General features: G+C 67.9%; 25 protein-coding genes. 7 read left to right on the plus strand and 18 right to left on the minus strand.

The features are described from left to right. Positions 1-23 precede the first annotated feature (23 nt). A complete protein-coding gene (locus tag H4P35_RS11490; RefSeq protein WP_056316975.1) occupies positions 24-575 on the plus strand; it encodes a Dps family protein in 552 nt (183 codons plus the stop codon). Positions 576-666: 91 nt separating this feature from the next. Here the strand turns inward: H4P35_RS11490 and H4P35_RS11495 are convergent, their stop codons facing one another. Genes H4P35_RS11495 through H4P35_RS11505 form a run of 3 tightly spaced genes read right to left on the minus strand, consistent with a single transcriptional unit; the run spans position 667 to position 2,997 of the window. Then, a complete protein-coding gene (locus H4P35_RS11495; protein WP_226849094.1) occupies positions 667-1,167 on the minus strand; it encodes a RidA family protein in 501 nt (166 codons plus the stop codon). Beyond that, the gene (locus H4P35_RS11500) at positions 1,155-2,036 is read right to left on the minus strand and encodes a PhzF family phenazine biosynthesis protein (protein WP_226849095.1); all 882 of its coding nucleotides are present in this window, start codon (positions 2,034-2,036) and stop codon (positions 1,155-1,157) included. The genes H4P35_RS11495 and H4P35_RS11500 overlap by 13 nt, the downstream gene beginning before the upstream one ends. Then, a complete protein-coding gene (locus tag H4P35_RS11505) occupies positions 2,029-2,997 on the minus strand; it encodes a tripartite tricarboxylate transporter substrate binding protein (protein WP_226849096.1) in 969 nt (322 codons plus the stop codon). Before H4P35_RS11505 ends, H4P35_RS11500 begins: the two co-directional genes overlap by 8 nt. A gap of 219 nt (positions 2,998-3,216) precedes the next feature. On the opposite strand from H4P35_RS11505, the gene H4P35_RS11510 reads away from it, so the two are divergent. Beyond that, complete coding sequence (locus H4P35_RS11510) at positions 3,217-4,020, plus strand: helix-turn-helix transcriptional regulator (protein WP_180099292.1); 804 nt, start codon at positions 3,217-3,219, stop codon at positions 4,018-4,020. Positions 4,021-4,046: 26 nt separating this feature from the next. Here the strand turns inward: H4P35_RS11510 and H4P35_RS11515 are convergent, their stop codons facing one another. Continuing rightward, the gene (locus tag H4P35_RS11515) at positions 4,047-4,547 is read right to left on the minus strand and encodes a hypothetical protein (protein WP_180099293.1); all 501 of its coding nucleotides are present in this window, start codon (positions 4,545-4,547) and stop codon (positions 4,047-4,049) included. 135 nt (positions 4,548-4,682) lie between these two features. Next, positions 4,683-5,564, minus strand: a complete 882-nt coding sequence (gene gcvA, locus H4P35_RS11520; RefSeq protein ID WP_152384245.1) for a transcriptional regulator GcvA — start codon at positions 5,562-5,564, stop codon at positions 4,683-4,685. A 127-nt stretch (positions 5,565-5,691) separates the two neighbouring features. Between gcvA and H4P35_RS11525 the strand changes: the two genes are divergently transcribed. Together H4P35_RS11525 and H4P35_RS11530 are read left to right on the plus strand one after the other, a co-directional pair. Beyond that, the gene (locus H4P35_RS11525) at positions 5,692-6,675 is read left to right on the plus strand and encodes a tripartite tricarboxylate transporter substrate binding protein (RefSeq protein ID WP_152384246.1); all 984 of its coding nucleotides are present in this window, start codon (positions 5,692-5,694) and stop codon (positions 6,673-6,675) included. Between the two features lie 18 nt (positions 6,676-6,693). Further along, positions 6,694-8,067: an amidase gene (locus H4P35_RS11530; protein WP_226849097.1), complete on the plus strand. Its 1,374-nt coding sequence runs from the start codon at positions 6,694-6,696 to the stop codon at positions 8,065-8,067. An 18-nt stretch (positions 8,068-8,085) separates the two neighbouring features. Here H4P35_RS11530 and H4P35_RS11535 read toward each other — a convergent pair whose 3' ends face one another. Both H4P35_RS11535 and H4P35_RS11540 read right to left on the minus strand, forming a co-directional pair. Beyond that, positions 8,086-9,270, minus strand: coding sequence for an NADH:flavin oxidoreductase (locus tag H4P35_RS11535; RefSeq protein ID WP_226849098.1), 1,185 nt, complete (start codon positions 9,268-9,270; stop codon positions 8,086-8,088). A 1-nt stretch (position 9,271) separates the two neighbouring features. Beyond that, complete coding sequence (locus H4P35_RS11540) at positions 9,272-9,667, minus strand: RidA family protein (RefSeq protein WP_056317001.1); 396 nt, start codon at positions 9,665-9,667, stop codon at positions 9,272-9,274. A 147-nt stretch (positions 9,668-9,814) separates the two neighbouring features. Here H4P35_RS11540 and H4P35_RS11545 point away from each other — a divergent pair, with 147 nt between their 5' ends. Continuing rightward, the gene (locus H4P35_RS11545) at positions 9,815-10,708 is read left to right on the plus strand and encodes a LysR substrate-binding domain-containing protein (RefSeq protein ID WP_226849100.1); all 894 of its coding nucleotides are present in this window, start codon (positions 9,815-9,817) and stop codon (positions 10,706-10,708) included. Here H4P35_RS11545 and H4P35_RS11550 read toward each other — a convergent pair. From H4P35_RS11550 to H4P35_RS11580, 7 genes are all read right to left on the minus strand, one after another. Further along, on the minus strand, positions 10,698-11,837 hold the full coding sequence (locus H4P35_RS11550; protein WP_226849101.1) for a diguanylate cyclase: 1,140 nt from the start codon (positions 11,835-11,837) through the stop codon (positions 10,698-10,700). The genes H4P35_RS11545 and H4P35_RS11550 overlap by 11 nt on opposite strands. Positions 11,838-11,874: 37 nt before the next feature. Then, positions 11,875-12,165, minus strand: a complete 291-nt coding sequence (locus H4P35_RS11555; protein WP_056317005.1) for a hypothetical protein — start codon at positions 12,163-12,165, stop codon at positions 11,875-11,877. 72 nt (positions 12,166-12,237) lie between these two features. Then, on the minus strand, positions 12,238-12,951 hold the full coding sequence (gene msrA, locus H4P35_RS11560; protein ID WP_062841317.1) for a peptide-methionine (S)-S-oxide reductase MsrA: 714 nt from the start codon (positions 12,949-12,951) through the stop codon (positions 12,238-12,240). A gap of 34 nt (positions 12,952-12,985) precedes the next feature. Beyond that, entirely contained in the window at positions 12,986-13,495 is a 510-nt protein-coding gene (msrB, locus tag H4P35_RS11565) for a peptide-methionine (R)-S-oxide reductase MsrB (protein ID WP_175211473.1), read from the minus strand. Positions 13,496-13,554: 59 nt separating this feature from the next. Continuing rightward, on the minus strand, positions 13,555-13,881 hold the full coding sequence (locus H4P35_RS11570; protein WP_226849103.1) for a pentapeptide MXKDX repeat protein: 327 nt from the start codon (positions 13,879-13,881) through the stop codon (positions 13,555-13,557). 41 nt (positions 13,882-13,922) lie between these two features. Next, positions 13,923-14,711, minus strand: coding sequence for a molybdopterin-dependent oxidoreductase (locus tag H4P35_RS11575; protein WP_226849105.1), 789 nt, complete (start codon positions 14,709-14,711; stop codon positions 13,923-13,925). Between the two features lie 12 nt (positions 14,712-14,723). Then, positions 14,724-15,350, minus strand: a complete 627-nt coding sequence (locus H4P35_RS11580; protein WP_226849107.1) for a cytochrome b/b6 domain-containing protein — start codon at positions 15,348-15,350, stop codon at positions 14,724-14,726. Positions 15,351-15,491: 141 nt separating this feature from the next. On the opposite strand from H4P35_RS11580, the gene H4P35_RS11585 reads away from it, so the two are divergent. After that, the gene (locus tag H4P35_RS11585) at positions 15,492-16,211 is read left to right on the plus strand and encodes a response regulator transcription factor (protein WP_128828220.1); all 720 of its coding nucleotides are present in this window, start codon (positions 15,492-15,494) and stop codon (positions 16,209-16,211) included. After that, positions 16,208-17,686, plus strand: a complete 1,479-nt coding sequence (locus H4P35_RS11590) for a HAMP domain-containing sensor histidine kinase (RefSeq protein ID WP_226849109.1) — start codon at positions 16,208-16,210, stop codon at positions 17,684-17,686. The genes H4P35_RS11585 and H4P35_RS11590 overlap by 4 nt, the downstream gene beginning before the upstream one ends. A gap of 8 nt (positions 17,687-17,694) precedes the next feature. Here the strand turns inward: H4P35_RS11590 and H4P35_RS11595 are convergent, their stop codons facing one another. The 4 genes from H4P35_RS11595 to H4P35_RS11610 form a co-directional block, all read right to left on the minus strand. Further along, the gene (locus H4P35_RS11595; protein WP_226849110.1) at positions 17,695-20,265 is read right to left on the minus strand and encodes a PEP/pyruvate-binding domain-containing protein; all 2,571 of its coding nucleotides are present in this window, start codon (positions 20,263-20,265) and stop codon (positions 17,695-17,697) included. Then, on the minus strand, positions 20,262-20,909 hold the full coding sequence (locus H4P35_RS11600) for a TetR/AcrR family transcriptional regulator (protein WP_175155352.1): 648 nt from the start codon (positions 20,907-20,909) through the stop codon (positions 20,262-20,264). Before H4P35_RS11600 ends, H4P35_RS11595 begins: the two co-directional genes overlap by 4 nt. A 75-nt stretch (positions 20,910-20,984) precedes the next feature. After that, positions 20,985-21,944: a DMT family transporter gene (locus tag H4P35_RS11605; RefSeq protein ID WP_226849111.1), complete on the minus strand. Its 960-nt coding sequence runs from the start codon at positions 21,942-21,944 to the stop codon at positions 20,985-20,987. 80 nt (positions 21,945-22,024) lie between these two features. Continuing rightward, a complete protein-coding gene (locus tag H4P35_RS11610) occupies positions 22,025-22,894 on the minus strand; it encodes an AraC family transcriptional regulator (protein ID WP_226849112.1) in 870 nt (289 codons plus the stop codon). Positions 22,895-22,914: the final 20 nt, after the last annotated feature.

A 22,914-nucleotide genomic window follows, 5' to 3' on the forward strand; every position in this document is an offset into this window, starting at 1 on the left:
TTCATTTCACAAAGGTGCGATCCATGGCCAAGAAACTGAATGAGAAGACCACCAAGGCGCTGAAGGTCCGCCGCAAGGCGCCGCTGGCAACGCCCACCGACCTGGCGGCCGACGCCACCCGCGACATCTCCGCCGTGCTGAATCAGGTGCTGGCCGACGTGTTCGCCCTGTACCTGAAGACCAAGAACTTTCATTGGCACGTCAGTGGACCCCACTTCCGGGACTACCATCTGTTGCTGGACGAGCAGGGCGACCAGCTGTTCGCCATGACGGACCCCATCGCCGAGCGCATCCGCAAGATTGGAGGCACGACGCTGCGGTCCATCGGCCACATCTCGCGCTCGCAGCGCATCTCGGACAACGACGCCGACTTCGTGCAGCCGCTGGACATGCTGGCCGAGCTGCGGGAAGACAACAAGGTGCTGGCGGCAACGCTGCGCGAGGCGCACAACGTCACCGACGAGCATCGCGACATCGCCAGTTCCAGCCTGATCGAAAACTGGATCGACGAGACCGAGCGGCGCACGTGGTTCTTGTTCGAGGCCAGCCGTCAGGGCGATTCGACCGGGCACTGACCCTGTCGCCCGGTGGGGCGGTGGTTCAGTCGTACCGGTATCGTCGCGTCAATGCCGCCCGCCAGAAAGCGGGCGGGTCGGCGCCGCGGGATCAGCCGCGGTCGTCCAGCAGCGCGCTGATTTCGATCTCGGCCCAGCTGCGGCCCGGCAGGCTGGTCACGCCCACCGCGCTGCGCGCCGGGCGCGGCATATGCGGGAATGCGGCCTCAAGCACCTGTGACGCGCCGTCCAGCACCGCGCTGTGGTGTTCGAATTCCGCCTCGCTGCGCAGATAGCCGCGCAGTTGCACGATGGCGCGTACGCGGTCCAGGTTGCCGCCGCAGGCCTCGCGCAGGGCGCTCAGCGCGCTCAGCGCCGCGTGCGCGCAGGCCGCCCGGGCCGCGTCCAGCTCGGCGCCCGGCCGGCATGTTCCGACGATGGGTGTGCCGTCCCGCCGGCTGGCCTGGCCGCTGACGCAGATCAGTGTTGCGCCTGACAGTGCCGCCAGGTGGTAGGGCGCATAGGCGCCACGCGGAGCCGGCGCTGCGGGCAGGCGCCAGCCGGCTGCCGCCAGCCGCGACTCGGCCGTACCGCGGCGGGTCACCGCATCCATTGCGTTTCGCCGCTCAGCCAACATCCGGGGGCGCCGGTACGCCGGCGCAGCTGGATTGCCGAGGGCGATCCCATGGCCACGCCCTGGCGGACCGTGTACACACCGTCCGCCCGCACGCCGCCCGTCTCGTTCAGGTATCCCCACAAGGCGGCGGCCGCAATGCCGGTGGCCGCATCCTCGGGGTAGCCAGACGCCTTGGGAAATTGCCGCGCGCTGGCGCCATCGGTCGTCAGCGCATAGGGGTAGAGACCGGTCGAGCCGATGGCCTCGCAGAGGTCCCGCATCGCTTCGAAGTCGGGCGTCAAGGCGTTCAGCTCGGCCACGCCCGGCAACCGTACCAGCGTCTTCACGCGGCTGGTGCTGGCATTGATCATGTGCAGGCCGGGCAAGTCCGGATCGATGCGCAGCACGTCAGCGATCGCGCGGCATTGCGCCGGCGTGAGCGCGGAGGTGGCGGCGGCAGGCTGCGACACCCAGGCGCGATTGCCAGCGTCGTCCCATTCGATATCCACGCTGCCGCTCAGGGTCTGAACACGTGCGCGCGGCGTCGTCCAGCGTCCCCACTGCCGCAGGGCCCAGAGCGTGCCCACGGTTGCGTGTCCACACATCTCCATTTCGTGGCCGGGCACGAAGAATCGCAATTGGCACAGATGGTCATCGCCATCGGCCGGCACGACGAAGGACGACTCGTGGCCGTGGTGCGCGGCCAGGGCCTGCATGTCGCTGGCGGTCATGCCCTGCGCGTCAAGCACCAGCGGCACCGGGTTTCCGCCTTGGCGGGGCTGGGACGTATCGACGAATACGCGCAGCAGGATCGCCTGGCGGGGGGGCGGCTCGGCGGGCGCGGTAGGGAAGGCGGGCTTAGTCAAACGGGACTCCGGTCTTGGTGATGAGGTCGCCCCAGAAGGCAAGGTCGTGTGAAACGGCTTGCGTCAGCGCTTCGGACGTGCCCGGACGCCCGTCCACGCCCTTGGCGGCCAGGTCCGAGGCCACGGCCGGATCTCGCAGTGCCGCGTTGAGTGCGGCATTCATCTTTTGCACGATCGCATCGGGCGTCTGCTTGGGAAAGGCCAGGCCATACCACAGCACCTGCGTATAGGCCGGCATGCCTTGGGAGGCAAAGGTCGGCACACCCGGCAGGATCGGCGTGGGACTTGTGGTGGCCACGGCCACCAGCTTGCCGCTCTGCACGAACGGCGCCAGCCCCACCGGGTTGTCGAACATGATGTCCACCTGCCCGCCGATCAGGTCGGTATACGCGGGGGCCGCGCCGCGATACGGCACGTGCGTGAGGTCCAGCTTCTTGTCCTTCGTGAACATTTCGCCAAGCAGATGCGACACGGTGCCCGCGCCCACCGACGCGAACGTGCCGGTGCGGCGCGCCTTCAAGGCGTCGGTCAGCGTGTCGACCGTGGCCGCCTTCAAGGCTGGTTGCACCGCCAGCACATAAGGCGAGGTGCCGATGAAGCCGATGTAGTCGAAATCCTTTTCCGGGTTGTAGGGCAGCTTCTTGTACAGGCTGGCGCTGAGCGCGGTGGTGCTGGTCGTCACCGCCAGGGCCGTGTAGCCGTCCGGCCGCGCGCGGGCAGCCTGCCCGGATCCCACCGTGCCGCCGGCGCCGCCGGTGTTCTGGATGATTACGGTCTGGCCCAGCTCGCGCGACAACGCGGGCTGCAAGGTGCGCACGACCAGGTCCGTGCCCCCGCCCGGCGGGAAAGGAACGATCAGGGTAATGGGTTTGTCGGGCCATGCGGACTCGGCCAGGGCGCCGGTGGCCGGCAAGGCCAAGGCGGCGGCCGATAGCAATGCGGCGGGCAGTGCGCGGATCATCTACTTCCCCTTGTGCTGGTTTGAATGACCCAGATCGTAAGCAAGACGTCCGGACGGCAGCGAACCGCGGTGCGACATGGAATGATCCCGTACGCGACAGGGGCGGGTGTTGGCGCCCCGCCGCGCTTGCGGGAAAGCCGCCACGCGCCGATACTGGCCGGACGCCCCATTCCGCCGTTGCCAGCGTGGCCTGACTCGGCACTTGTCTTGCCCGCCGTCATGATGCGTTCCGTCCCGCTATCTTCCAAACAAGGCCTGATTGCCCAGACCGGCTTCGCGCTCGCGGCCAGCCGGCAGCCGCGCTACGCGTTTCAATGGCATGAACACGATTGCGCCATGTTGCTGTGGCCGCGCGCTGGCGCCCTGGATAGCGCCTGGCGCGACGAGGAGGGCGCGCGCCGACGTTGCCGGCTGGTGCGCGGGCAGGCCTTGCTGCTGCCCTCCCACGTCCAGCACAGCACGCGCGCAGAAAGCGTGACGCAGCAGCATGGCGAGCTCTATCTGGCGCCCGAATTGCTGCGAAGTTGCGGGGCGGACGGTGTGCTGCAACTGGATGGCGCGGCGCAAGCCATGCTTGATGCGCTATGGATGCCGGCGATGTCGGCGGCAGCGCTGCCGATGCTGGTTCAGGCGCTTATTGCGCAGCTTGACGCCGGCTCCCGCCTGCAGGCCCGCACGCGCGCACCGCAGTTGCCGCTGCCGCTCGCCCGGCAATGGCTGGCGCTGCTGCGCGATCGTCTGGACGCGGGGCTGCCGCTGCCCGCGATTGCGGAGTCGGCCAGCATGCTCGGCGCGACCACGCGCAGCTTGCAGCGCGCCTGCATCGAGACCTATGGGCGCTCTCCCATCACGCTGCGCCGCTTCGTGCTGGCGCAGACGGCGCGCCGGCGGCTTGCGCTTGGCGAATCCGTCGCAAGCGTCAGCGCCGACTTGGGATTTTCCAGCAGCGGGCATCTGGGACGGCTGCTGCGCGCCGTGCACGCCGGCGATGGCGAGTGGGACGTGGAAGCGGAGCAGGTCTAGCGCCGCCGTCCCGCAAGGACCGGGGCTCAGCCCTCCCGGCCGAACCCGCCCGCTGCCCAATCCGACGCCCGCTGCACGTTCAGCTTGTACGTCGGCGGCACGCGGATCTGGGCGAGCTGCTCGCCCATTTCGTCGTAGGCGCTGAGCGTGGCGTAGGGCTCGTCCTCGTCGGGCACGATGTCCAGCTTGACGGTCAGGCGGCCCTCGGCGGCGTCGATCTTCACGCTCTTGTGCAGCGTGGCGTGCAGTTGCTGTTCGTGGCGGCGCAGGACTTCGTTGGCCGTCTTGACCAACGTGTGGAAGGCCGGGGCGTCGAGCGGCTTGGGGTTCTTCTTGTCGCGGCCCATGGTCCAGGGCCCGACCAACGCGGGCTCGGCCTGGCCGTCCAGCGTCATTTCGACGGCCCAGCCGTCGTCGTCTTCGTTCTTGATGATGCGCGCGGTCCAGCCGTCGTCGCGCCAAAGCGTGGCTTGCTGTTCTTTGGGCGCGTCGGAAAGGTCGGTGTCCGGCGTGGAGGTGTCATTCACTGCGGTACGGCTCCTGCAAGGGGTGATGCGCAGCTTGTAGGGGGCTGCGGGCCTGGTTGGCGACCCTGCAATGTAGCCTAACGCGGCAGGCGGACCGGGACATCGGGATCCGCTTTCGGCGAAAGTCCGCCAGCGCTAGATCGCGCAGGAGGCCGCCCACGCGCGGAACTGCGTCAGTTCGGGCGACGGCCGCCGGTAGTCTTCGGGGGGCAGGACAAAATAATAGCTTTGCGCGCCCAGGTCCACGGTCAGGTCGAAGGGCGCCACCAGCCGGCCTTCGTCCAGTTCCTTCTGCACCAGGGGCTTTTGTGCGATGGCCACGCCGTAGCCCTCCAGCGCGGCCTCGTAGGCCAGCGCGGACGATTCATAGCGCAGGCCGCGCGTGACGTCGATCCCGGTCAGGCCGGCGGCCTGCAGCCATATTTCCCAATAGTCGGGGCGCGCCAGTGTATGCAGCAGGATCTCTCCCTTCAGATCGGCGGGCGTGCGCAGCCGCGCGCATTTGCCGGGCACGCAGACCGGCAGCAGTTCATTGACCATCAGCTTGTAGCTCACCAGGCCGCGCCAGCGGCCATCGCCCATGCAGATGCCGGCGTCGACTTCCTCGCGTTCGAAGTCCGGCGCGTCCACGGCCGTGTGGAGCTTGACGTCGATGTCGGGATATTGCCGGTGAAACCCCGACAGCCGGGGCAGCAGCCAGCGCATGGCGACGCTGTGCGGCGCCTTGATGACGAATTGGCGGCGGCGAGAGCGTTCGCCCAGTTCGGACGTGGCGCGCTGCATCCCGCCAAAGCAGCGCGAGATGTCGGCGTGATACGCCGCACCCATGGAGGTGAGCACGATGCGGCGGTGCTGGCGCAGGAACAGCTTGAGCCCCAGGTGTTCCTCCAGCAGACGAATCTGGCGGCTGATGGCGGCGGGCGTCACGCTGAGTTCCTCGGCCGCGCTGGTGATGCTGCCCAGGCGGCCGGCGACCTCGAAACAGCGCAGCGCGTTGAGCGGAGGCAGGGCGGTCATCGCGGCGGTTCAGTTAACAAAAAGTTAAGTGTGCCATAGATAAAGTCGTTTGAACCCCGCCGCGCGAACGCCCAAGATGGCACGGCCGCCCGACTTTGCGGCCAAGAACAGCCATAAGGGGAAATCCATGTTCAGAACGTTGGTTCGACGGATCGGAATTGCCGCCTTCTGCGGCGCCGCGGTGCTGGCCGGGACCGCTTCGGCGGCCGGCTATCCGCAGCGTCCCGTCAGCATCGTGGTGCCGACCACGCCGGGCGGCACCGCCGATATTCTTGCCCGGTTGATCGGCCCCCGGCTCGCGCAGCGCTGGGGGCAGGCCGTCGTGGTGGAGAACAAGCCGGGGGCGGGCACGCTCATCGGCGCCGACTACGTGGCCCGGGCCAAGCCCGATGGCTACACGCTGATGCTGACCTTCAATGAGCTGGCCACGCTGCCTGCCCTGAACCCCAATGCCAAGATCGATGTCGAGAACGGCCTCGCGCGCATCGGCAAGATCGGCAGCTTGCCCGTGCTGGTCCTGACCCGGCCGGGCATCGACGATGCCGACCTGTCCGCGCTGATCAAGCGTTTCCGCGCCGAGCCGGGCAAGTACACCTACGCCTCGAACGGCTCGGGATCGTCTCTTCAGCTGTTTACCGAAATCTTCAAGCGCGAGGCCCAGGTGGACGTGATGCACGTGCCGTACCGGGGCGCGCTGGAGGCCTCGATGGCGGCCATCGGCGGCGAGGTCGACCTGCTGGTGCAGTTCGCGTCGGGCAACGTCATCAATCATGTGAAGGGTGGAAAGCTCAAGGCCTATGCCCTGGCGTCGCCGCAGCGCCTGGAGGCCTTGCCCGACGTGCCGACCGCCGCCGAGGCCGGCCTGCCCGGGCTGCGCCTGGAAGCCTGGTATGGCCTGTTCGCGCCCGCTGGCCTGCCGGACGACATCAAGCAGAAGATCAACCGTGACCTGAATGAGGTCCTGGCCGAGCCCGCGATCCTGGAGCGCCTGAAGGGCATCAATCTGCAGGTGCAGCCGGGTTCGCCCGCTGATTTCGATACGTTCTTCCGCGCCGAATATGCTCGCTGGAGCGCGCTGATTCGCACCCTCGGCATCAAAAGCAGTGAATAAGACCACCGGAGCCATGCCTTGACCTACGATCCCAGCACCCACGCTGCCCTGACTTTTCATGACGCCCGCGCCGCGTTTGCCGACCGCCGCGACACGCCCCGCGACTATCTGGAACGCTGCCTGGAAGTGATTGCCGCGCGGGAGGGCCAGCTCAAGGGCTGGGTCGTCCTGAACGAGGCGGGCGCCCGGGCCGCCGCCGACGCCAGCGCCCAGCGCTATCGTGACGGCCGGCCGCTGTCCGCCATCGACGGCATGCCCGTCGGCATCAAAGACTTGATCGAAACGCGAGACATGCCGACGCAGATGGGCTGCGCCGCTTTTGACGGCAACTTCCCCAAGAACGACAGCGCCGTGGTCCGTGCGCTGCGCGATGCCGGCGCGATCATCCTGGGCAAGACGGTCACCACGGCGCTGGGGTTTCTGGACCCCGGCCCGACGACCAATCCGTTCGATCCGCGGCGCACGCCGGGCGGATCGTCCAGCGGGTCGGCCGCCGTGGTGGGGGCCAACATGGTGCCCATGGCCATTGGTTCGCAACTGGTGGGGTCGGTATTGCGCCCGGCCAGCTACAACGCCAACTGGGCCTTGAAGCCGACGTTCGGCGCGCTCAATCGCGGCGAGCGGTTGGGGCTGAGCCAGGCGCATATCGGCATCCATGCCAATTCCGTCGAAGACATGTGGACGGCGGCGGCGGAAATTGCCCAGCGGGCGGGCGGCGATCCTGGCCATCCCGGCCTCTATGGCCCGCTGCAAGCGCCGGCCGCACGCAAGCCGGCGCGGCTGGTTGCGCTGGAAACCGAGGGGTGGGCGCGCGCCGAACCGCAGGCCCGCGAGGCGTTCGAGGCCACCCTGGACGCGCTCTCGCGGCAAGGCGTGTCGATCATCCGGCGCGGCGATTCGGCGCTGGTCGATGCGCTGGAGCGCGCCATCTCGCAAGCGGCGCCCCTGTCGTTGCGGCTCATTTCCTGGGAACAGCGCTGGTCGCTGGCCAACCTGGTCGCCAATCATCCCGACACGCTCGGCCCCAGCCTGGTGCGGCAACTGGAAAGCGGGCGCGCCATGACGCTGGCGGACTACCGCGAATGCCTGCTGCTGCGCGAACATGCGCGCCAATGCCTGGCGGCCCTGGCCACGCAATGCGACGCGCTGGTCAGCCTGAATGCATGCGGCGCGGCGCCCATTGCGGCGGACATCCGCGACACCCGGTATCCGACGGGCGACGTCTCGTTTGCCTGCGCATCGTCATTGCTGGGTGCACCCGCGATCAATGTGCCGTTGATGGCCGTCGATGGCCTGCCGCTGGGGCTTCAGGTGATGGGATTGCCGCATGGCGACGCCGCGATCGCCGGCATCGGCACCTGGATTTTCCAGGCGTTGCGGCATCCCGGCTGACCCGGCGCGCTGGGGCGTTCAGGCGTGCCCGGCGGCCGCGCTTTCAACACGGCCCGCGCCAGGCGCAGCCGCCGCCCGGTGACGCGCCGCGTTGTCCAGGTCTGCAATCGGCGCCAGCAGTCCCCGGTCAAAGGCCTCGTGCGGCGCGCCCGCGCGCAGTCGGGCAGGCCAGTCGGCGTGCGTGAGCGCCCCGCGCCCCAGCGACACGAAATCCGCGTCCTGGCGCGCCAGCAGGGCTTCGGCCTGGCGCGGATCGTGCAGGGATCCGTTTGCCAGCACGGGTACCCGGACATGGCGGCGCGCCAATGCCGCAAGGCTCGCGCCGCTGTCGCCAAAGGCGGGACGCCAGGCCTCGAATTCGGTGGTGTGCACGTAATCGATGGGCGCCGCGCCCAGCGCGCCGAAGATCCGCGCCGCGTCGTCCAGGCCGCCTTCCCACTTGTGCGTGAAGTCATTCACCTTGCCCTGCGAGGTGCGCACGCCGACCACGAAGGTTCCCGATGTCGATTGGCGCGCCGCCTGAATCACGTCCACCGTCAGCCGCAGCCGGTTCTCCAGACTGCCGCCGTAGCCGTCCTTGCGCCGATTCGTGTGGCGCGTAAGGAACTGATCCAGCAGGTAGCCGTTGGCGCCGTGTATCTCGACGCCGTCAAACCCCGCTTCCTGCGCGCGGCGGGCCGCCTGCGCAAAGCCTTCGACCACCTCGCCGATGTCGTCCAGGTTCATCGCGTGCGGCATCCGGTACGGACCCTGGCCGCGGTAAAAGGTCATCTGCTGCCCGGCGGGCAACACGGCCGATGGGCCTTTCGTCCCGGGACGATGCGGATTGCCTTGCGACAGCGCGCCGGCGTGCATGAGCTGGGCAAAGATCCGTCCGCCTTGCGCATGCACGCGGTCCACCACGGGCCGCCACGCATCGCGCTGCGCGTCGTCGGCCAGGCCGGGCTGGAACAGGTAGCCCTGCGCATGCGCCTTGTCCGTGTAGATGCCCTCGGTGATGATCAGCCCGAAGCCGCCGCGCGCAAACGCTTCGTAGTAGCCCGCCATCTGCGCCGTGGCAAGGCCATCGGCGGTGGCGCTGACCCGTGTCATGGGCGCGACGGCCAGCCGGTTGGGCAGGTCCACGCGGCCCACCCGCAGCGGCGTGAACAGGCCGGCGGGCGCGGGCTGCGCGTCCTGCCGTCGATCGGTAGCGGCGGTCATGTCAGCGGCCCTCCGTGGGGCGGACCGCGGCGATGGCCTCGATCTCGATCATCGCGGCCGGATCGTACAGCGCCTTGATCTCGGCAATCGTGTCGGCCGGGTAGGGCGCCGAAAAGAACTTGCGGCGCAGGGCAACCACGTCGTCGAAATGCCCCATGTCGGTCACGAAGATGGTGACCTTGATGACGTCCTCCAGGCGCGAGCCGCCGGCTTCCAGCGCGCGGCGCAGATTACTGAACGCCTGTTCGCCCTGCGCCAGAAATCCGCCGTCGACGATCTTCCCATCGTCGGCGGCGCCGGCCTGGCCCGAGATGAAAAGCAGATTGCCGAACTGGATGCCCTGCGACAGCAGGAAGGGCGCGTAGTTGTCGGGCTGGGTGATGACCTGTTTGAGCATGATGCGAATTCCTTCATCTATATCCGGACGGGGGTTGTCGGTTGGTGCGCCGCCCGGTAACTGAACTTTAGAATTCCGGCCTGGCCGTGACAAAGGTTCGTTTGTCAGCTATAAGACGAGAAAAATTCATCTATGTGAGCCCCGTCCATGCAACGCCGGTCCCTCCCGCTTTCCGCGCTGCGCGCCTTCGAGGCCGCCGCGCGCCTGGGCAGCTTCAAGGCCGCCGCCGAGGAACTTGCCGTCACCCCGACGGCCGTCAGCCATCAGATCCGCGCGCTGGAAGCGGGAACGGGCCTGGCGCTGTTCGATCGCCAGGTGCGCAAGGTGACGCTGACCGACACCGGGGCGCAGCTTTACCCGGTGCTGCGCGACGGCTTCGACAAATTCGAGGGGACACTGGCGCGCCTGACGCAGCAGCGCACGCGCGCGCAGGTCAGCATTTCCGCGACCAATGCCTTCACCGTGAAGTGGCTGGTGCCGCGCATGGCCGATTTCCGGCGCCGGCATCCGGATATCGATCTGCAGCTGCAGGCCAGCGACGACCTCGTCGACCTGCGCTCGTCCGCCGTCGACATCGCCATCCGCTATGGCCGGGGGCCGTACCCCGGGCTGGCGGTGCAGCCCTTGTTCACCGACCGGTTCGCACCGGTGGCCAATCCCCGCCTGGGCGTCGTCTCGCCCGACGATCTGGCGCGCGTGCCGTTGATCCGCTTTGACTGGAAGCGCGCGCAACCCGACAACCCGACGTGGGAGCGCTGGTTCGCGATCGCCGGGCGTCCGCTGCCGCCGCAGGCCGGGCAGTTGCGGTTCTCGGATGAAGGCCATGCGATACAGGCCGCGGTGGCCGGGCACGGGATCGCGTTGGTCAGCTTGGCGCTGGTAAATGATGAGTTGCAGGCGGGGCACCTGGCGCAGCCGTTCGGGCCCGAGATCGACGGGCACACGTATCACCTGGCGATGTTCGCCGGGCGGGAGGCGTCGGGGGCGGTTCAGGCGGTGGCGGGGTGGCTGAAGGGGCAGGCAAACCCCGTCAGCCCATGATCCGGTTCCGGCCGGCCCGCTTGGCTTGATAGAGCTTGGCGTCAGCCTCTTGATACATCGCTTCCCAGGATTCGAAGCGATCCGTGTGCGCCACGCCCGCGCTGATCGTGACCGGCGCTTGGCCGCCCGGATCCCGCACGGCTTGCTCCACCGCGGCGCGCAGGCGTTCCGCACAGCGCAGGGCCTCGGGCAGATCGGTGTCCGGCAGGAAGATGCCGAATTCCTCGCCGCCGATGCGCCCGAGCACGTCGTGCTTACGCACCGCTTGCTCAAGAACCTTGGCCACCTGCGTGAGCACCTGGTCCCCACTCTGGTGCCCATGCAGATCATTGATGCGCTTGAAATTGTCCACATCGCAGACGATGAGCGCCACCGGGGCGTGTCCGTTCGATTGGAGCGCGCGCACGCGTGTTTCGAAGCCGCGCCGGTTGTAGACGCCCGTCAGCCAATCCTTGTCGCCTTCCTTGCGGACCTCGTCAATGGCGTCGGCTGCAATTGCAATCAGCAGCGTGAGCGCCAGCGCAACGCTGAATACCGCTAGAGAAAGCTGCAACGTTTGCCAGAATGCGGAGTCGGCAAACGCAAGCGCGCCCTGTGGCGCCAGCGTGCCCATGCTGAGCAATGTGCGCGGAACAAAGTGCAGGCCGAAAAGCAGCACCACAAAGAAAAGCGCCTTGTCGATCGGGCGCTGACGCGAAGCGCGCCGCAGGCGCCACGCGGCATAGCAGAACAGCAATCCGAAGCCTGCATTAAGCACGTAAACGCGCACGAGCAGGTTGCGATCGACGTAGAAGAAGTACCAAAGCGCGGCCATGATCGCCGCGCCATAGATGCCATACGCGGTCCAGGGCAGGCGAACGCGTGCGCGTTCAAGCACGCCCTGCACGACCAGGCAAGCCGCCGCCGTGTACAGAAAACCCGAAACCAGCGCGTTGAGTCCCGTGTCGCGGGGCAGGTACAGAACTTGTGAAATCGCTCCGCACGCAAACGTCGCGCAGCCTGCGGCGAGGTGCAGCAGGAACCGTTTGCGATGGAAGAAGAACCAGATGGCGAGGAAGGTAACGCCGAAGATCAATAGCAGCGCAGGTGCGATCAGCGACAGCGTTACTCGGACTTGCGAACCTGCCATCGGGTCCTCGGGTGACGTGGCGGCGCGGCCAGGACGCTCAGGTGGCCAGGAAGCGCGTGACCTCGTCCCAGTCGTTGGTCGACAGGGCGAGGTCCTCGTAGTCGTCAGCTTCTTCGTCGTAGCGCGACACACAGAAGCGCTGGCTCCGGCCGGATTCCCGGTCGGCATAGTTGGCGTAGTCGACGTACACCTTCAGTCCACGCGCCTCGTTCGTAAATGAAGGTGCTGCATCAATATAGCTCGACGAGTCTGAATACCCTTCGGGAAGGGGCGGCAAGGTGGTGATGTCGAAGTCGGGAAACTCGCGACGCAGGCGATCAAGGTTCATATGAGAAGCATATTGAGGCTGGAAGCCTGACATTTTACGTTGCTCGCTGTCAGGCGCCCCGACGTCCCCAATTTAATGCTTTGCACCCACCAGCACCGGCTTGTCGCGCCACCAATCCGGAAACGTCTTTGCCAGGTTCTCGACCTTGGGCACGTCATTGATCACGATGTACAGGCTGTTCGGATTGCGCACCAGATAATCCTGGTGATAGTCCTCGGCGGGATAGAACGCCTGCAGCGGTTCGATGGTGGTGGCCAGCGCTTTGGGATACACCCCTGTCTTGTTGAGCTGCGCGATGTACGCCTCGGCCACCTTGCGCTGGCTGTCATTGGCGGGGAAGACGGCGGACCGGTACTGCGTGCCGTGGTCGGGGCCCTGGCGGTTGAGCTGGGTGGGGTCATGCGCGACCGAAAAGTAGATCTGCAACAGCTGGCCGTAGCTGATCTGCCGGGGGTCGTAGGTGATTTCCACGGCTTCCGCGTGGCCGGTGCGGCCGCTGCCGACGGCGTTGTAGTTGGCCGTGCCGGCCTGCCCGCCGGCATATCCCGATACGGCGTTGCTAACGCCCTTCACGTGCTGGAACACGGCCTGCACGCCCCAGAAGCAGCCGCCTGCGATGACGGCTTTTTCCTGCGTGGCGGTTGCCGCCGCACTGGCTGCCTGGTCCGCGGCAGGCGGCGGGATGATGAAGGCCCGTTCGGCGGCTGGCGTGGCGCTTGACATGAGGAGGCCGCCGGCGGTGGCGAGCGCGGCGCAGAGCTGGCGCAGGGAGGGATGCTTGGACATGATGTCGGGTCCTTTCAGGGATGCAGATCGCGTATCAGGCTTGCGGGGCGAAGGTCATCGCCACGCCATTCATGCAGTAGCGCAGGCCAGTGGGGCGCGGGCCGTCGTCGAACACGTGGCCCAGATGGCCGCCGCAGTTGGCGCAGTGGACGGCCGTGCGGACCATGCCGAAGCTGCGGTCGCGCGTTTCGCCGACGGCGCTGGGCAGGGGCTGCCAGAAGCTGGGCCAGCCCGTGCCGCTGTCGAACTTGGTCGAGGAGGAGAACAAGGGGTGTTCGCAGCCGGCGCAGGCGAAGGTGCCCTTGCGGTGTTCGTCGTTGAGCGGGCTGGAGTAGGGGCGCTCGGTGCCGTCGCGGCGCAGCACCTGGTACTGCTCGCGCGTCAGGCGTTCGCGCCATTGCGCGTCCGTCAGCGTGTAGGGAAACGATGCCGTGGCCGGGGCCGCCTGCGCGCTGCCGCCGCGCGCGGCCAGCAATGGGGCGAGGCCCGCGGCGGCGGCGGCCGCGCCGCCCAGCCCCAGGAAGTGTCTGCGTTTGAGGTTCATGGCGAATTCCGTGCGGGTTCGTTCAGGCGGGGACCGGTTCACGCGGTCCCCGCGCGGGTTTACTTCTGCATGCCGTCCTTGGACATGCCATCCTTGCCCATCGCGTCCTTGGACATTGAATTCTTGGACATGGAATCCTTGGACATCGAGTTCTTGGACATCGAATCCTTCGACATGGAGTCCTTGGACATCGAATCCTTGGACATCGAGCCCTTCGACATGCCATCGCGAGACATCGAATCCTTCTTCATGCCGTCCTGGGACGGCGCCTCCTTGGACATGCCGCTCTTGCTCATGCCTTCCTTGCCCATGGTGTCGGCGGCGTGGGCGGCCGTGGCGCCAAAGGCCAGGCACAGGGACAGGGCGGCGGTGGTCAGTTTGCTCATGATGCGTTCCTTTGTTCAGGGGAAAAAAGAAGGGAATTCACCTAGCTTCCGCCGAACCAGTTGTAGCCCTGGTCCTCCCAGTAACCGCCCGGGTAGGTGTTGGTGACGAAAATTGCCTGGATGTGCTTGGGGTTCTTGTAGCCAAGCTTGGTAGGCATGCGCAGCTTCATGGGGAAGCCGTACTCGGGGGGCAGCGTCCGGCCGTCGTAGGTCAGGGCCAGGATCGTCTGCGGATGCAGTGCGGTGGGCATGTCGATGCTGGTGTAGTAGTCGTCGGCGCACTTGAAACCGACATACTTGGCCGACAGGTCGGCGCCGACGCGTTTCAAGAAATCCGCGAACGGCACGCCGCCCCATTTGCCGATGGCGCTCCAGCCTTCGACGCAGATGTGCCGCGTGACCTGGTCCACCTGCGCCATCGCGCGCAGCTCGTCCAGCCGCCAGCGGCGCTTGTCGGCCACCAGGCCGGTGACTTCCAGCCGAAACGACGCCTCGTCCACCTGCGGCACCTCGTCGATGCCGTAAAAGGCATTGAAGGGAAACGGCCGGGTGATCACGGATTCCGGATAGGTCGGCGCAAGTTTGGCGGGATCGAAGATCCAGCCTTGCACGCGGTCGTTGAAGCGGGAGACGGCCGACAGCGCCTGTTCGACGCTCTCGTCGTCCGACAGCGAGCACCCCGACAGCATGGCCAGGCCGCCCAATGTCAGGCCGCGGCGCAGGAAGGCGCGGCGGGACGGCTGCTCGACGCGCCTATCCAGCAGTTTTCCGGCTTCGCGCAGGATGGCCGGGGCGTCCAGGCCCGGCAGAAGGCGTCGTTTATCGGTCATGGCAGGCTCTCCCTATTTGCCGCGGATCATGGTGAGCAGGCTGCGGGGCACCAGCGCCACCATTGCCAGGTGCACGGCGACAAACCCCGCCAAAAGCGCCATTGCAAAAAAGTGCACGCGCCGCGCGGCCTCATAGCCGCCCATCAGGTCGCGCAACAGGCCGAACTGCACGGACTTCCACAGCACCAGGCCGGACAACACCAGCACGGCGATGTCCACCATCACAAAGAGGTACGCCAGACGCTGCACCTGGTTGTAGCGGCGCGGGTCGGCGTGCGACAGCCGGCCCCGCAGCGCGGCCAGCAGGTCGCGCACGACGCCGCCCGGGCTGACGGGCAGGAATTTGCGCCACAGACGGCCGCTGGCGGCGTTCAACGCCAGATAGATGAGGCCATTGGCCACCAGCAGCCACATGCCGGCAAAGTGCCACTGCAAGGCCCCGCCCAGCCAGCCGCCCAACGTGATGCCGTTGGGAAAGGTGAAATCAAAGAAGGGCGCGGCGTTGTAGATGCGCCAGCCGCTCATGGCCATGATGACCACGGCAAGGGCGTTCAGCCAATGCGTCACCCGCAACCAGCGGGGGTGTATGGCCGGCTGAGGTGCGCCCGGCGCTTGGTCTATTGCGGGTGGAGCCATCATGGCGGTCTCCGGTGAATGTCGTTGGACGCATTCTTCCCCGGCGCCAATACCGAAGTCCTCACGCAAAGTTAAATTAAATGTGAACTTTGGCCCCCGCCGATTGGCGACAATAGGCGCATCGATCACGCCCCAGGTTGCCCCATGGATACGCCCCGCCGCGTACTGATAGTTGAAGACGACGCCCACATTGCCGAACTGCTGCGCCTGCATCTGCGCGACGAGGGCTACGCGGTCGAGCATGCGGCCGACGGCAACGAGGGCATGCGCCTGCTTGAAGAAGGCGGCTGGGATGCGCTGGTGCTGGATCTGATGCTGCCGGGCATCGATGGCCTGGAAATCTGCAAGCGGGCACGCGCGATGGCGCGCTACACCCCCATCATCATCACCAGCGCACGGTCCAGCGAGGTGCACCGCATCCTGGGACTGGAACTGGGCGCGGACGACTACCTGGCCAAGCCGTTCTCGATGCTGGAACTGGTGGCGCGCGTGCGTGCGCTGCTGCGCCGCAGCGATGCCATCGAACGCAACGCGCGCCAGGAGGCCGGCAGCCTGTCCGTCCATGGCGTGTCGATCGACCCCATCGCCAGGACGGTGGACGTGGATGCGCGCCGGCTCGATCTCACGCCGCGCGAATTCGACCTGCTGCACTTTTTTGCGCGGCATCCGGACAAGGTGTTCTCGCGCATGGACCTGCTGAACCAGGTGTGGGGCTACCAGCACGAAGGGTACGAGCACACGGTCAACACCCACATCAACCGGCTGCGCACCAAGATCGAGGCCGACCCGTCGAACCCGCAGCGCATCCTGACGGTCTGGGGCCGGGGCTACAAGTTCGCGGCCGCGCCGGGGGGACAGCCATGAAACGCTTCACCTTGACCCAGCGCCTGTCGGGCGTGTTTGCGCTGCTCTTGCTTGCCTGCTGCGGCGCGTCCGCCTGGCTGCAGATCGCGGCCAACTCGCGCTATGAACAGGAGGTCGTGCAGCGGCTGTCCAGCGGACTGGCGCAGCATATCGCCGGTTCCACCGAACTGATGGACGCCAGCGGCTGGAAGCCGGGCGCGGTCCGGTCGATGTTCGACATGCTGATGACCGTGAATCCCGCGGTTGAGGTCTACCTGCTGTCGAGCGATGGCCGCATCGTGGGCGACGCCGCGCCGCCCGGGCAGATCAAGCGCGAACGCGTGGACCTCGGTCCGGTCAAGCGTTTGCTGGCCGGAGGGATGCTGCCCATCACGGGCGACGATCCGCGCAGCGCCGATGCGCAAAAGGTGTTCAGCGCCGCGCCCGTGCGCGTGGATGGGCGCGAACAGGGCTATGTGTACGTGGTGCTGCAGGGGCAGGCGCATGATGCGCTGGCGATGGATGTGTCGCGCAGTTCGGTGCTGCGCACCACGCTCTGGTCAATCGCGCTGGTGGCCTTGCTGGGGTTGGTGGCGGGGCTGGCCGCGTTTGCGCTCATCACGCGGCCGCTTCGCGGGCTGACACGCGCGGTGCGCGCGTTCGAGGGCGACGACGGCCAGGCGCTGGCCGCGCTGGAGCAGCCGGGCGACGCGTCCGCCCGCAATGGCGACGAGATCGCGGTGCTGCGGCGCACGTTTGCGCAGATGGGACGGCGCATCTCGGAACAGTGGCGGGAACTGACGCGCCAGGACCAGCAGCGCCGGGACCTGGTCGCCAATATTTCGCACGATCTGCGCACGCCGCTGACATCGCTGCACGGATATCTGGAAACGCTGCGATTCAAGGACGAGACGCTTGCGCCGGCCGAGCGCCGCCGCTATCTGGACATCGCGCTGGCGCAAAGCCGCAAGGTGGGGCGGCTGGCGCAGGAACTGTTTGAACTGGCGCGGCTGGAGTCCGGATTGGTGCGGCTGGAGCCCGAGACGTTTTCGCTGCCTGAACTGGTGCAGGACGTCATGCAGAAATTTGAACTGGCCGCCGAGGCGCGCCAGCAGCGGCTGTCCACGGACATTGCGCAAGCGCTGCCGCCGGTGCGTGCGGACCTGGGCCTGATCGAGCGTGTGCTGACGAACCTGTTGGACAACGCGATCCGCCATAGCCCGCCGGGCGGGCGAATCGAATTGCAGCTGGGGCTGGCGCGCAACCGCGTGCGCGTGCAGGTCAGCGATTCCGGCGCGGGCATTCCGGACGAATTGCGCGCCGGACTGTTCACGCGCGCCTCGGCGCTGAACCGGGGGCCTAGCGAGGGCGGCGGGTTGGGGCTGGTCATCGTGCAGCGCATCCTGCAACTGCACCAGAGCGAGATCCGGCTGGTCGACGACGCCGAAGGCGGCGCGGTGTTTCAGTTTGAACTGGCGGCGGCAACGCCCGCCTGAATGACATATCAGCCGGGCGCTTCGCCCGTCACGCGGTGGATGATGCCGCGCACCGCGTCCACCTCCAGCACATCGCCGGTGGCGACGTCTTGCAGGATGCCGTGGACGCTGACCACGGCGGGGATGCCAAATTCGCGCGCCACGATGGCGGCGTGCGACAGATAACCGCCGACTTCCATCACCACCGCGCCCGCGCGCAAAAAGAGGGGCGTCCACGCGGGGTCGGAAGACGCCGCAACCAGGATGCCGCCGGCCGGCATCGCCAGGCCCTCGTCAGGCGAGCGCGCCACGAACGCGCGCCCACGCGCGCGGCCCCCGGCCACCGGCGTGCCGCGCCAGGCGTTCATCGAGCCGGCCGCAGGCGCACGCGCCTCCTGTTCGCAGGCTGGCGGGGTGGCGCCGGCGTGTTCGGTGATGACATCCAGGTCCGGCAGGGCCGACCAGGCCTGCAATTGCGCCCGCCGGGCCGTGGCGCGCCGGCCCAGCGCCGCAGCGCCGATCCGGCCGTCCGCCAGCGCGAAGATCTCGGCCGCATTCAGGTGGAAGACGTCTTCGGGCGCGGCCAGTCCGTGCGGACCGGCGGTGCGGCGACCCAGTTCCAGCGCGCTTCGGCGGGCCGCGGCCAGATACGCCACGAGCACGCTGCGCGCCGCCTCGCGCTGGTTGCCTTCCAGGCGGGAGGCGGCCAGCAGCTTGGCCGCCAGCGGCCGCTGCCAGAAGGGCAAGGCTCGGCGCACGCGGCGCCATGCCGCTTGCGCGGCCTCGCGTTGCCGCGTGCGCAGGGCGGCCGGATCGGCGCCGATCAGGTTCAGCACACTATTCAGCAAATAGCCCGGCGCCTCGCGCCAGCGCGGGTTGCGCAGGTAGGTTTCGTACACGGCGCGGTGGCCGTAGCGGTCCAGGAATTCGGCAAAGGCCGTCTTGAAGGGGCTGACGCCTGGCAGCGCCTCGGCCCACGCGGCGTCGTCGCGGTCCGGCGCGCGAAGCCAGGCAAGCGCCTGCGCGTCCTCGGCCGCCAGTTGGGCCAGCGTCATCAGCGCGTAGCCCTGCTGCGCGGTGACGCTGGGGTCGCCGCCTGCCATCAGGGCGGCGGTCAGCGCATGGCCTTCGCCGGGCACGGCTTTCTCGACCAGTTCCAGCAGCTTGGAAAGCGCGCCGCCCCCCGAGCCCTGCAAAAAGAACAGTTCATCCGCGGCCAGCACGGTTTCGAACTGCTGGCGCAAGCTGGCGCCCAGCTCGGAGTTTGACGCCGGCAAGGGCGCCCTGAGCCATTGCTGCGCGCGGGCCAGCAGCCGGGGCAGGTTGGCGGCGGCGTGACGGCGCAGGGGCGCGGCACGGCGAAGATAGCGCACGATGCGCAGGCCGTGCCGCACGCGCTGGCCCAGGGACAGGGGCGTCACGTGGATCTCGGGCTGTGCGCCGCCCAGCAGCGCGTTCATGTCGCGGGGCTTGACCCCCAGCGCGTCGTAGCCGACCCACTGGATGACCGAGGCATTGAGATAGGCACGGCCATGCAGCAACGCGGCCAGCCGCACGCCGGGCAGGGTTTCGTAGCCGCTCAGTTCGAATCCGCAGGTCAGCATGCGCTGGGCCATGACGCGCCCCGCATCCCATTCCATTGCCGACATCACCTGCGGCAACACTTCGCGCGTGTTGCCGCGCGACCAATAGTCGGGCTGGCCTTGCAATGCGGGATAGGTGTGGCGCGCCGACGCGGTGATGGGCCGGGCCTGCACGATCCAGAATCTCTCGCCGTCCCACGCCCACTCGATGTCGTAGCCGGCGCCGCTGTAGTCCAGCGCGCGGGCAGCGTCGCGAGCCATGTCGCCCAGCGTTTCGGCCTGGGCATCCGTCAGCACGGCCTGCGCGGCGCGTGCGGCGGACGTGTCGCTGCGCTGTGTTCCTCCGTTGGCGGCCGGGGTCGTGGCGAGGCGCTTGGCGCCGATGCGCCGCCGCGCGACGGGCCATGCCTGGCGCAGGTAATCCTCGCGCAGGTGGTAGGCGTCGCCGTCCGCCTCGCCGTTCACCAGCGACTCTCCCAACCCCCAGTTCGCGTGGATGACCATCTCGTCGTGGCGGCCCGTCGCGGGATCGATGGTGAAGGCGATGCCCGAGGCTACCGCGTCGATCATCGGCATCACCACCACCGCCATGCCGCCCGCGCCGTCCGCCGGCAGGTCAAGACGCTGACGGTAAGCCTGCGCCTGGGGCGTAAACAGCGAATCCCAGATGCGCCGCAACGCCTGGTGAACCGCCTCGGGCCCCCGCACGTTCAGGCAGGACAAGTGGATGCCGGCAAACGAGGCGCGCGCGGAGTCCTCCTGCGGCGCGGACGAGCGCAGCGCCAGGGGACGATCCAGCCAGCCGCGTTCGCACAAGGCCTCATGCAGCGTGTTCAACACAGCGTCGGGCACGTCCCGGCCCGGCTGATGGGCGTGGCTGGCCTGGGCGGCCAGCACAAAGCCGTCCGGTACCGGCACGCCGAACTGCGCCAAGCGGCCCAGTTGCCAACCCTTGCCGCCCGCGGCTTGCGGACCGGATTCGGCCGCCGCCGCCCAGTCCAGCACCAGGGGGCTCATGCCGCGCTCCTGCCGACGCCGTCCACGAAAAGGGTGATGGCGGCGTCAAATTCCTGCTTGAGCGATGCGCCGGGCTGGTCCAGCCACCGCAGCAACGCGCCCAGGTAAAGAAACTGAAGGTGGTGCGCCAAGAGGTCCGCGTCCAGGTCGGACCGGGCCTGGTTGGCCGCTTGCGCGTCCTGGATCAACGTCGCGAACACACGCTGCAGGCCGCTGCGCGGATGGCGTTCGTCGTCGCGTCCGGTGGTCTGCATGCTGGCGAAGCGGTAGCGCAGGTAAGGGCCGAGATAGGCGCGGTGCGATTCGGACCAGTGTGCCGAGGCATGCAGCAGGCGCGTCAGCCGCGCGGCAAGCGTGGGCAACGCCTTCAGCGCCGGCCACAATTCGGCCAGGGACGCCGCCAGCTCGGCGTGAAAGCGGTGCGCCAGCAGCGCTTCCTTGACGGGAAAGTGGTTGTAGAGCGTGCCTTTGGACACGTCCGCCTGCGCGGCGATCTGCTCCATCGTGATCGCGTCGTACCCCAGGGCCTCGAAGAGCCGCCATGCCGTCTGCGTCAGATGATCCAGCGTCTGCTGGCGCTTGCGTTCGCGGCGGCCGGCGTCGGCCGCGTCGGCGGCGGGCGAAAGAAAAGAAGAGAAGGGCATGGCGGTTTCAATAATTGAACGACGTTGAAAATTATACGACGTCTAATTATTTGTGCTGGCGGTCGGCAAGAGGCGTCAGGCCGCCGCCGCAGTGGGCTCGGATTTCACGCGTACCGCGCGCAGAACGCCGACCATCAGGCAGCCGATGCCGACAAGCGTCAGCGGCGCTGGCATGGCGCCGCGCAGGATAAAGGCGTACGCCAGCGCGGCCAGTGTTTCAAACACGATGAGCTGACCGGCCAGCGCCGTGGGCAGACGTTGGCTGGCTTCGTTCCAGCACAGCGTGCCCAGCCAGGACGCGAACAGCCCGATGGCGATCATGAGCCCCAGAAACACGTCGGGCCGCGGACCCAGCGGCATATCGAAACGGCTGCCGGCGGCCGACATGCCGATCCACAGCAGCGCGTAGCCCGCCAGCGCCAGCGGCAGCGTGGCCACGCCCTGCGCGGTGGCCCACGTGCGAGGACTTCGGCCGGGATGGTCGCGCAGCCAGTCGGCGTTGCGCAGCGGATACCACGTCCAGCAGGCGACCGCGCCAAGCGCCAGCACGGCGCCGATCGCGTAGCGCGACAGGTCGGCGTCCGGCGCCTGGCGCAGCGCCTGCAGCTCCACCTGATTGACGCAGCCGATGCCGATCGCGATCAGGGCCAGCGACGGCGCCAGCCGCTTCCACGGCAGCCGCCCATCGCGCCGGGCGTTGCGCAGGTTGGCGCTGATGGCGATGACCACGGGCAGCGTGCCGATGATCATGGTCGGGACCGGGCCGCCTGCGCGCTGGATGGCGCTGGCCAGGCACAGGTAATACAGCAGGTTGCCGATGGCGGCGAGCTTGACCGCCTCGATCCAGTCACTGCGGGTCAGGCGGCGCAGGTTGCGCCGGTCCAGCCAGGCGAGCGGAAGGGCGATCAGGCCGAAGGCAAGATAGCGGGCCACGGATTGCAGGGCGGCGGGGTATTCCGGCAGCAGCAGCGGCCCGATGAAGACCAGCCCCCACATCAGGCCCGCGGCCAGAGCGTAAAGGGTTCCAGCCCACATACATTGCTCCAGGTCGTGAATGCGGGCAGTCTAGCCAGCGGCGCGGGGCAGATCTTGTACGAGATTGCGGTGGGGGGCCACTAACCGTGCGCCTGCCTTTGATAGCGCGCGGGGGTGACGCCGTAGCGCCGCGAGAACGCGCGGGTCAGATGGGCCTGGTCGGTCAGCCCGGCCGCGAGGGCGACCTGGGCAGGCGGCATGCCGGCGGCCAGCAGGCGCTTGGCTTCGTACAGCCGCAGCGCCATCAGCATCTGCTGCGGAGTGGCGTGATGCTGCGCCTGGAAGCTGCGCAGGAAATGGAAGGGGCTCAATCCGGCTTGCGCCGCCAGTTCGTGCAGCGTCAGACGCCGCGACAGGTTCGCGCGCAGGTACTCGATGACGTGGGCGAATCGCGGCGCGCCCTGGGCGGCGGCCGGGCGCGGCACGCGGGCATGGGGTCGAAACTGGGCAAGCAGCGCGTGCAGCGCACTGTCGAACGCCAGCGGCTCGGACGCGTTCCACAGCGTATCCAGCAAAGCCGTCACGCGTTGCGCTGCGGGGGCATCATGTCCCACCGCCGCGCCGAACCACCAGCCCGATTCCCCCGTGACCCGCGCGGCAACGTCCGGGTCGATGTAGACCATGCGGTAGCGCCAGCCGCCTTCCGTTTCGGCGCGCCCGGTGTGCAGCTCGTCCGGGTTCATCAGCACCAGCGAGCCGGACGGCGCCAGATGGTCGGCGCCGCGATAACGGAATCGTTCAACGCCGGATTCGATGGCGCCCAGTCCGAAGGCCTCGTGCGTATGCGGTTCGAACGCGTGACGGATGATGTGCGCGCGGTAGAGCTCGACGCCGGGCTGGTGGGCCGGCCGGCGGAATTGCGCGCGGTCATTGGGATGGTCGAACGCCGCCGGCACGCCCGTGATCGGGGGCGCGGCCATATCGGGAGGGGTGGCGTCGAGGGGGGGCATGCGTGGGATTTAAGCACGCC

This window comes from Achromobacter sp. 77 (assembly GCF_020541125.1).
GTDB lineage: Bacteria > Pseudomonadota > Gammaproteobacteria > Burkholderiales > Burkholderiaceae_B > Achromobacter > Achromobacter mucicolens.

What these genes read in the sequence shown, in the direction of transcription:
- H4P35_RS11585 (WP_128828220.1), top strand. Translation starts at nt 15,492, where the DNA reads ATGGATACGCCCCGCCGCGTACTGATAGTTGAAGACGACGCCCACATT.
- H4P35_RS11535 (WP_226849098.1), bottom strand. Translation starts at nt 9,270, where the DNA reads ATGACCGCCGCTACCGATCGACGGCAGGACGCGCAGCCCGCGCCCGCC.
- gcvA (WP_152384245.1), bottom strand. Translation starts at nt 5,564, where the DNA reads ATGACCGCCCTGCCTCCGCTCAACGCGCTGCGCTGTTTCGAGGTCGCC.
- H4P35_RS11570 (WP_226849103.1), bottom strand. Translation starts at nt 13,881, where the DNA reads ATGAGCAAACTGACCACCGCCGCCCTGTCCCTGTGCCTGGCCTTTGGC.
- H4P35_RS11510 (WP_180099292.1), top strand. Translation starts at nt 3,217, where the DNA reads ATGATGCGTTCCGTCCCGCTATCTTCCAAACAAGGCCTGATTGCCCAG.
- msrA (WP_062841317.1), bottom strand. Translation starts at nt 12,951, where the DNA reads ATGTCCAAGCATCCCTCCCTGCGCCAGCTCTGCGCCGCGCTCGCCACC.
- H4P35_RS11580 (WP_226849107.1), bottom strand. Translation starts at nt 15,350, where the DNA reads ATGATGGCTCCACCCGCAATAGACCAAGCGCCGGGCGCACCTCAGCCG.
- H4P35_RS11575 (WP_226849105.1), bottom strand. Translation starts at nt 14,711, where the DNA reads ATGACCGATAAACGACGCCTTCTGCCGGGCCTGGACGCCCCGGCCATC.
- H4P35_RS11540 (WP_056317001.1), bottom strand. Translation starts at nt 9,667, where the DNA reads ATGCTCAAACAGGTCATCACCCAGCCCGACAACTACGCGCCCTTCCTG.
- H4P35_RS11600 (WP_175155352.1), bottom strand. Translation starts at nt 20,909, where the DNA reads ATGCCCTTCTCTTCTTTTCTTTCGCCCGCCGCCGACGCGGCCGACGCC.
- H4P35_RS11495 (WP_226849094.1), bottom strand. Translation starts at nt 1,167, where the DNA reads ATGGATGCGGTGACCCGCCGCGGTACGGCCGAGTCGCGGCTGGCGGCA.
- H4P35_RS11610 (WP_226849112.1), bottom strand. Translation starts at nt 22,894, where the DNA reads ATGCCCCCCCTCGACGCCACCCCTCCCGATATGGCCGCGCCCCCGATC.
- H4P35_RS11590 (WP_226849109.1), top strand. Translation starts at nt 16,208, where the DNA reads ATGAAACGCTTCACCTTGACCCAGCGCCTGTCGGGCGTGTTTGCGCTG.
- H4P35_RS11550 (WP_226849101.1), bottom strand. Translation starts at nt 11,837, where the DNA reads ATGGCAGGTTCGCAAGTCCGAGTAACGCTGTCGCTGATCGCACCTGCG.
- H4P35_RS11605 (WP_226849111.1), bottom strand. Translation starts at nt 21,944, where the DNA reads ATGTGGGCTGGAACCCTTTACGCTCTGGCCGCGGGCCTGATGTGGGGG.
- H4P35_RS11505 (WP_226849096.1), bottom strand. Translation starts at nt 2,997, where the DNA reads ATGATCCGCGCACTGCCCGCCGCATTGCTATCGGCCGCCGCCTTGGCC.
- H4P35_RS11545 (WP_226849100.1), top strand. Translation starts at nt 9,815, where the DNA reads ATGCAACGCCGGTCCCTCCCGCTTTCCGCGCTGCGCGCCTTCGAGGCC.
- H4P35_RS11525 (WP_152384246.1), top strand. Translation starts at nt 5,692, where the DNA reads ATGTTCAGAACGTTGGTTCGACGGATCGGAATTGCCGCCTTCTGCGGC.
- H4P35_RS11555 (WP_056317005.1), bottom strand. Translation starts at nt 12,165, where the DNA reads ATGAACCTTGATCGCCTGCGTCGCGAGTTTCCCGACTTCGACATCACC.
- msrB (WP_175211473.1), bottom strand. Translation starts at nt 13,495, where the DNA reads ATGAACCTCAAACGCAGACACTTCCTGGGGCTGGGCGGCGCGGCCGCC.
- H4P35_RS11490 (WP_056316975.1), top strand. Translation starts at nt 24, where the DNA reads ATGGCCAAGAAACTGAATGAGAAGACCACCAAGGCGCTGAAGGTCCGC.
- H4P35_RS11595 (WP_226849110.1), bottom strand. Translation starts at nt 20,265, where the DNA reads ATGAGCCCCCTGGTGCTGGACTGGGCGGCGGCGGCCGAATCCGGTCCG.